Source organism: Thioalkalivibrio sp. ALE22 (genome assembly GCF_000381445.1).
Lineage (GTDB): Bacteria > Pseudomonadota > Gammaproteobacteria > Ectothiorhodospirales > Ectothiorhodospiraceae > Thioalkalivibrio.
On the sequence record NZ_KB906501.1, the window covers coordinates 300737 to 307251 of the forward strand.

Below are 6515 nucleotides of genomic sequence, written 5' to 3' on the forward strand. Positions count from 1 at the left end.
GCCATCCGGCCCTCTTCAAATCTTCCCGTCTTCCTGTGAACGTTCTTTGCTTCGTGGTTGCCAAAAAGGATCAGGCCGGGCGGGTGCGGACGTTGTCGATCAGGCGCACGTCCTCCAGCCAGGCGGCGGACAGGACCACGAGGTCCTGCTCAGCCAGCGGTACGCCCGAGGCCGGCTCCAGCAGGTCCTCGGCGCGGCGGATGGAAAGGTACTCCGGATCGAAACCGGCCTCGCGCAGTCGTTCGCAGGCCCGTCCCTCGACCTCGGGGATGCGGTCGGCGTCGAACACAGTGGCGGTACGGCAGACCATCGCGACCTCGTCCAGCACCCGCTTGAGTTCGGGGGCTACCGCACGGGCGGCCTCCGACAGCTGATGGTTGCGCGAGCTGAAGGCCAGACCGTCCGCCTCGCGCACCGTGGGGATGGCCTCCACCCGGGTCGGGATGTCCAGCCCCTGCACCATGCGCTCGATCAGCTTGAACTGCTGGAAGTCCTTCTCGCCGAACAGGGCCAGGTCCGGGCGCACCAGGTTGAACAGCTTGGTCACCACGGTGGCCACCCCGTCGAAGTGCCCCGGTCGGTAGTCCCCCTCGAGGATCTCCGACAGCCCCGGCACGACCACGCGCACCGGGGGCATGCCGTCATCGGGATACATGTCCTCGTTGCTGGGGCAGAACAGCGCATCCACGCCGGCATCGGTCGCCAGACGGGCATCCTCCTCCAGGGTGCGCGGATAACGCTCCAGGTCCTCGGCGCGATCAAACTGCAACGGATTCACGAAGATCGAAACCACCACCCGCTGGGCGCGCGCCCGCGCATGCCGGATCAGGGTCAGGTGCCCCTCGTGCAGGTTGCCCATGGTGGGCACCAGCGCCACGGTGCCGCGCCCCTTGCGCGACCACTCTCGATGCATGGCCACCAGCTGTGGCCGATCACGCAGGATTCTCATGCTCGGGCTTCCGTGTCAGGTAAAGGTATGGACGCCGGATTGCGGGAACGCCCGGGTCCGCACGGCGTCGCAGTAGGCGCGTACCGCGCCTTCCAGGGAGCCCCCCTCGGCGAGGAAATCCCGCGCGAAGCGCGGCGGCTCGGGGGTCAGGCCAAGCACATCGGACAGCACCAGCACCTGGCCGTCACAGCGCGGACTGGCGCCGATGCCGATCACCGGCACCCCGGCGCTGCGCACAATGGCATCGGCCAGGCTCTCCGGGATGCCCTCCAGCAGCAGGGCCTGCGCCCCCGCACTCTCCAGGCGCGCGGCCAGGGATTCCATCTCGGCCGCCGCCTTCGGATCGCGCCCCTGCACGCGGTGGCCACCAAAGCGGTGAACGGCCTGCGGCGTCAGCCCAAGGTGGGCGCAGACCGGAATGCCGGCGGACACCAGGCGTTCCACGATCGGTACCTCCACCGCCCCGCATTCGACCTTGACCATGTGCGCCCCGGCCCGCAGCAGTGCCCCGGACTGGGCCAGGGCGGTGGCGACATCGACATCGCCCAGAAACGGGATATCCGCCATGATCAGGGCGTTCTCGCTGCCGCGCGCGACGTTGGCGACGTGATAGACCATGTCGTCCAGCGTCACCGGCAGGGTGGTCGTGTGGCCCTGCACCACCATGCCGAGCGAATCGCCGACCAGGATCACGTCGACCCCGCAGCGGTCCAGCAGCCCGGCGAAGGCCGCGTCGTAGGCAGTGAGGCAGGCGATCGGCTCGCCGGCCTGCTTGCGCCGGGCCAGGGTGTTCACGGTAATCGGCCGCATGTTCATGCCTCCCGGGCAGTCCGGCTTGCCACCCTCTAGAGCGAGATGGGCAACGGGTTGAAGTAGTGCCGCCCGCCCTGGATCGGCTCCAGAAACTGCACCAGCTGGTCGAAATCGGCCGGGTTGTTCACCCAGTCAATCTCGGTGGCGTTCACAATCACGAGCGCCGGTCCTTCGAAATGATAGAAGAATTCCGCGTAGGCGGCGTTCAGCCGTTCCAGGTAACCGGCCTCGATGTGACGTTCGTACGGTCGTGCCCGGCGGCGGATGCGCTCCTGCAGCACGTCCACCGGCGCCTGCAGGTAGATCACCAGGTCCGGACGCGGCAGGCCGCCGCGCAGGTGCCGGAACATCTCGCGATAGATCTCCAGCTCATCGGGGTGCAGGTTCAGCTCGGCGAACAGCGGGTCCTTGTCCATCAGATAGTCGGACACGTGCCGCTGCTCGAACAGCCCCTTCTGCGCCACTGGCGTCAGCTGGCGCACGCGCTGCACCAGGAAGTGCAGCTGGGTCGCCAGGGCGTGCTTGTCCGGCTCCTGGTAGAAGCGGTCGAGGAACGGGTTCTCGTCCGGCGCCTCGAAGATGCCCTCGGCCTGAAGGTGCTCGGCCAGGCGTTTCGCCAGGCTGGACTTGCCAACCCCGATCGGCCCCTCGACCGCGATGAAATCGAAATCGCCCAGGCTCATCGGCGTCCCTCCGCCGCCGCGATGCTCACCTCCGGCTCCGCGATCGGAATCAGGCTCGCGCCGTCGAAGCGCCGCGCCAGCCCCTCCAGCGGGCCCGCACCCGGGATCTGCAGACCAGGCGCCAGCTCCAGCAACGGCAGGACCACGAAATCACGCTCGGCGATGCCGGCATGCGGCACCTGCAGGCCCGGCAGATCCAGCGACTGTTCACCGAACAGCAACAGGTCCAGATCCAGAAGCCGCGGCCCCCAGCGGCTGCCGTCGCGCTTGCGGCCGCAGGCGCACTCGATTGCCTGCAGACCCGCCAGCAGGTCCAGCGGCTCCAGACGGGTGTGCAGCCGAGCCACTGCGTTCACGTAGTCGGGCTGGTCCTGCGGGCCCATCGGCGGGTTGCGGAACAGCCGGGAACGCCCGGTCAGGCGCGTCTGCGGCAGTTCCTGTGCCAGACGGTCAAACGCGTCGCGCACCTGCGCCTCGGGCTCGCCCAGGTTGGCGCCGATCCCGATGAAGGCCTGCACGCCGTGATCGGCCGTGCTCACTCGCCACCCCCGGCATCCGGCTTCGAGGCCGTTCCCGCGTTCTCGCCACCACCCTTGCGGCCCCGGCGCCGACGACGACCACCGCGCCGCGACTTGCCCTTGGCACCCGATTTGCCGTCACCTTTCGGCCCCTTCGGGGCCCCGGCCATGGCCTTCTGACCGGCCTCGTCCTGCTCCTGGATCTCGGTCCACCAGCGACACAGCTCGGGGTCGGCATCGCCGGCACGGGCGCGCAGACAGAGGAAGTCGTAGCCGGCGCGAAAACGCGGATGGGTCAGCAGGCGCAGCGCGCGGCCGCCCCGATGGCGCTCCAGGCGCGCCTGCAGTTCCCAGATCTCGCGCACAATCAGGCTGAAGCGCTTGGGGATGGAGACCGTCTTCACCTGCCGATCGAGCACCTCGGCCATCGCCTGTTGCCAGGCGGGGATCTCCTGCTCGCCGTCGTCAATCCGTTGCGCCGCGGCCACCTGAACCGGGGCCCACAGGATCGCGGCATAGAGGAAGGCCGGGTTCACGCCCAGCCCCTCGTTGATGCGCTTGTCGGTGTTCAGCAGCGACTCGACCAGGAACTGGCGCCGCTCGGGACCGACATCCGGATCGGCAAAGCAGTCCGCCGCCTCGGGGAACATCGCCTCGAACAGGCCAAAGCGCTCGAGCTCGTCCAGGCAGGTCACCGCCGCACCGCTGTGGAACAGCTTGATCACCTCGTCGAACAGCCGCGCGGGCGCCACGGTCTGCATCAGCGAGGCCAGCTCATGGATGCCGGCCTCGACCTCCGGTGCGATGGTTAGCCCCAGCTTGGCGGAGAAACGCACCGCCCGCAGCATGCGCACCGGGTCCTCGCGCAGCCGGGTCTCGACGTCGTCGCCGATCAGGCGCAGCACGCCCGCGCGCAGATCCTCGACCCCGCCGGTGTAATCCAGCACCGAGAAGTCCTCGATGTCGTAGTACAGGGCGTTGACGCTGAAGTCGCGGCGGATCGCGTCCTGCTCGATGGTGCCGTAGCGGTTGTCCCGCAGGATGCGTCCTTCCTCGCTCAGTGCCACCTGGCCCTCGTCCCCGGACTCGTCGTCATGCGGGGCGCGAAAGGTCGCCACCTCGATCATCTCGCGCCCGAACAGCACATGCGCCAGGCGGAAGCGGCGCCCGATCAGGCGACAGTTGCGGAACAGCCCGCGCACCTGCTCGGGCGTCGCGTCGGTGGCAACGTCGAAATCCTTCGGTTCGCGGCCCAGCAGCAGGTCACGCACGCCGCCGCCCACCAGACAGGCACGGTAACCCGCGTCGCGCAGGCGATAGAGCACCTTCAGGGCGTTGTCGTCGATCGCCGCGCGCGAGATCCCGTGATCCGCGCGCTCGTAGACGCGCGGTTCCGGCAGCTCGCTGTCGGGTCGAGTCGGGGTTGCGGGGTCAGCCTTTGTCACGCGATACCGTAGCGGTGGTCGAAAGCGCCGTATGGTAACAGCTTGGCCGGCTTCATCCCGCTTTTCGCACCGGGCGTGGCGCGGCGGTTTCACCGGTCAGACGCCAGCGGCGGTAGTCATCGAGGATGCGCCGGTGATCGAACACCAGGACCGGATCCGGATCCTCCGGGTCCAGCCAGGCGCAGTCGGTGGCATCGTCGGCGGCCTTCGCCTCGCCCCGGCCACGGGCGATATAGACCGCGCTGACGGTATGCCCGCGCGGATCGCGCTCCGGGTCGGAATAAACGCCCAGCAACACCTCCAGCTCGACCTCCAGCCCGGTCTCCTCGCGCGCCTCGCGCACCGCGGCATGCTCGGCGGACTCGCCAACGTCGACGAAGCCCCCGGGGAGCGCCCAGCCATGCGGGGGGTTGCGCCGCTCGATCACCAGCACCCGACCGGGCTGGGCCGGATGACGGATCACCAGATCCACCGCCACACGCGGGGTCACCGGAGGGCCACTGCCTTCGAGGGATGTCACTCGGATTCGCTCCTGTCGCTGTCATCCTGGCGAATAAAACGGCGAATCTTGCGCCGCTCGCGCTTGTCCGGCCGGCGGCTGGGCGCACTGTCCGCCACCGCGCGCTCGGCCCGGCGGCGCTCGCTTTCCGCCTCGCGCCGGGCCTGGCTCTCCGGGGTCTCCTCGTACAGAGCCTGTGCCTCGCGGGCCGGCCGGCGCTGCTCGTTCAGCCCCACCACGTCCAGCTCCCAGACCTGCGGGCCCCGATGGATCGTCAGGCGGTCACCGGGATGCACGCGCCGCGCCGGCTTGCAGCGCTCGCCGTTCACGTGGACCTTGCCGCCGCCAACCGCTTCGCTGGCCAGCCCGCGCGTCTTGTAGAAACGCGCGGCCCACAGCCACTTGTCGATCCGCAGCCCGGCGCTGGGCGCCTCGTGGTGGCCGCTACCCCTGGCCAAGGCTTCCCCGGGCCTGCGCGAGGGGGGACAATGCGCAACCTTTCCAGGCCAGGCACCGACGTTCCGCGGTCATCCGGACCGTGACCTGCCCCGACCCAGGACGCCAAGGACCCTCATGAATCTGCCGCATCTGCACCTGATCAGTTTCGCCATCTGTCCGTTTGTCCAGCGTAGCGTGATCACGCTGAAATACAAGCAGGCCCCGTTCGAACTGAGCCTGATCGATCTGGCCGACCCGCCGGAGTGGTTCCGCGCGCGCTCGCCGCTCGGCAAGGTGCCGGTGCTGATCGTCGACGACGACACCGTGCTGTTCGAGTCGGCGGTGATCAACGAGTATATCGATGCCATCACCCCGCCCGCCCTGATGCCGGTGGACCCCCTGGAACAGGCCCGCACCCGGGCGTGGATCGAGTACCTCTCGGAACAGACCTTCGCCCAGTATCACTGGATGACGGCCGCCACCGAGGACGCCTTCGAGCTCGCGCGCCATACGGCCGCGCGCGGGCTGGAGCGCCTGGAACAACAGATGACGCGGGATGATCGCCTGGCCACCCCGGATTTCTCGCTGATCGACGCGACCCTGGCACCGATCCTGATGCGCTATGCGCTGCTTGCGGACCCGGACAGCCCCTGGGAGGCGGAGGCGTTTCCACGGCTGGCGCAGCGCTGGGAGCGGCTGCGCGAGATGCCGGCCGTGCGGGACTCGGTCCCGGCCGACTTTGCGGCCCAGCTGGCCGACTACCTGCGCAAGCAGGAGGGCTTCGCGCCGGCGCATTTCGCGGCGCAGCTCGACGGGTCCGCCTGACCCGGGCTTTTCCCGACCACCCACCCCTTGGGTTGCGCCCGGTTCGGCATCGGGTGTTTGCACTGCCTAGTAGTGTGCTGAGTTATGTGCAGAAGCTGGCAGGAGGTGAGCGGCCATGGTATTCGGGTTGGTTAGCGACCACCGGAACCCCTCAAGGAGGGCGAGACCATGACCACTCACAAGAGCCAGGCTACTGCGGATCGCACGTCACTGCGAGCGTTATTGGGGACAGACGAGGAACTGATGCGCACGCTGGTGCGCGAGGCGGTCCAGCAGGTTCTGGAAGCCGAGATGAGCGACCAGCTCCAGGCGGCACCGGGCGAGCGCACCGAGGGCCGCCTGGGC

Annotated in this window: 8 protein-coding genes; 1 reads left to right on the forward strand and 7 read right to left on the reverse strand. The window is 68.8% G+C overall.

Annotated elements, in window-relative coordinates:
* Positions 1 to 70: 70 nt before the first annotated feature.
* The 7 genes from panC to F793_RS0104790 are packed head-to-tail and all read right to left on the reverse strand — an operon-like array spanning position 71 to position 5365.
* On the reverse strand, positions 71 to 949 hold the full coding sequence (gene panC, locus F793_RS0104760) for a pantoate--beta-alanine ligase (RefSeq protein WP_018881637.1): 879 nt from the start codon (positions 947 to 949) through the stop codon (positions 71 to 73).
* A gap of 15 nt (positions 950 to 964) precedes the next feature.
* A complete protein-coding gene (gene panB, locus F793_RS0104765; RefSeq protein WP_018881638.1) occupies positions 965 to 1759 on the reverse strand; it encodes a 3-methyl-2-oxobutanoate hydroxymethyltransferase in 795 nt (264 codons plus the stop codon).
* 35 nt (positions 1760 to 1794) lie between these two features.
* Entirely contained in the window at positions 1795 to 2445 is a 651-nt protein-coding gene (locus F793_RS0104770) for a deoxynucleoside kinase (RefSeq protein ID WP_018867136.1), read from the reverse strand.
* On the reverse strand, positions 2442 to 2984 hold the full coding sequence (gene folK, locus F793_RS0104775; RefSeq protein ID WP_018880152.1) for a 2-amino-4-hydroxy-6-hydroxymethyldihydropteridine diphosphokinase: 543 nt from the start codon (positions 2982 to 2984) through the stop codon (positions 2442 to 2444). The genes F793_RS0104770 and folK overlap by 4 nt, the downstream gene beginning before the upstream one ends.
* A complete protein-coding gene (pcnB, locus tag F793_RS0104780; RefSeq protein WP_018880153.1) occupies positions 2981 to 4408 on the reverse strand; it encodes a polynucleotide adenylyltransferase PcnB in 1428 nt (475 codons plus the stop codon). The genes folK and pcnB overlap by 4 nt, the downstream gene beginning before the upstream one ends.
* Positions 4409 to 4460: 52 nt before the next feature.
* A complete protein-coding gene (locus tag F793_RS0104785; protein WP_017940404.1) occupies positions 4461 to 4928 on the reverse strand; it encodes an NUDIX hydrolase in 468 nt (155 codons plus the stop codon).
* Positions 4925 to 5365 carry an RNA-binding S4 domain-containing protein gene (locus F793_RS0104790; protein ID WP_017940403.1) on the reverse strand — a complete coding sequence of 147 codons (441 nt, stop codon included), beginning with the start codon at positions 5363 to 5365 and terminating at the stop codon, positions 4925 to 4927. Before F793_RS0104790 ends, F793_RS0104785 begins: the two co-directional genes overlap by 4 nt.
* A gap of 115 nt (positions 5366 to 5480) precedes the next feature.
* Here F793_RS0104790 and F793_RS0104795 point away from each other — a divergent pair, with 115 nt between their 5' ends.
* Positions 5481 to 6170, forward strand: a complete 690-nt coding sequence (locus tag F793_RS0104795) for a glutathione S-transferase family protein (protein WP_018882754.1) — start codon at positions 5481 to 5483, stop codon at positions 6168 to 6170.
* The last annotated feature ends 345 nt before the right edge of the window (positions 6171 to 6515 follow it).

Bases quoted from the DNA above. Each gene is read 5' to 3' on its own strand.
- panC (WP_018881637.1), bottom strand. From the start codon at position 949: ATGAGAATCCTGCGTGATCGGCCACAGCTGGTGGCCATGCATCGAGAG.
- panB (WP_018881638.1), bottom strand. From the start codon at position 1,759: ATGCGGCCGATTACCGTGAACACCCTGGCCCGGCGCAAGCAGGCCGGC.
- F793_RS0104770 (WP_018867136.1), bottom strand. From the start codon at position 2,445: ATGAGCCTGGGCGATTTCGATTTCATCGCGGTCGAGGGGCCGATCGGG.
- F793_RS0104795 (WP_018882754.1), top strand. From the start codon at position 5,481: ATGAATCTGCCGCATCTGCACCTGATCAGTTTCGCCATCTGTCCGTTT.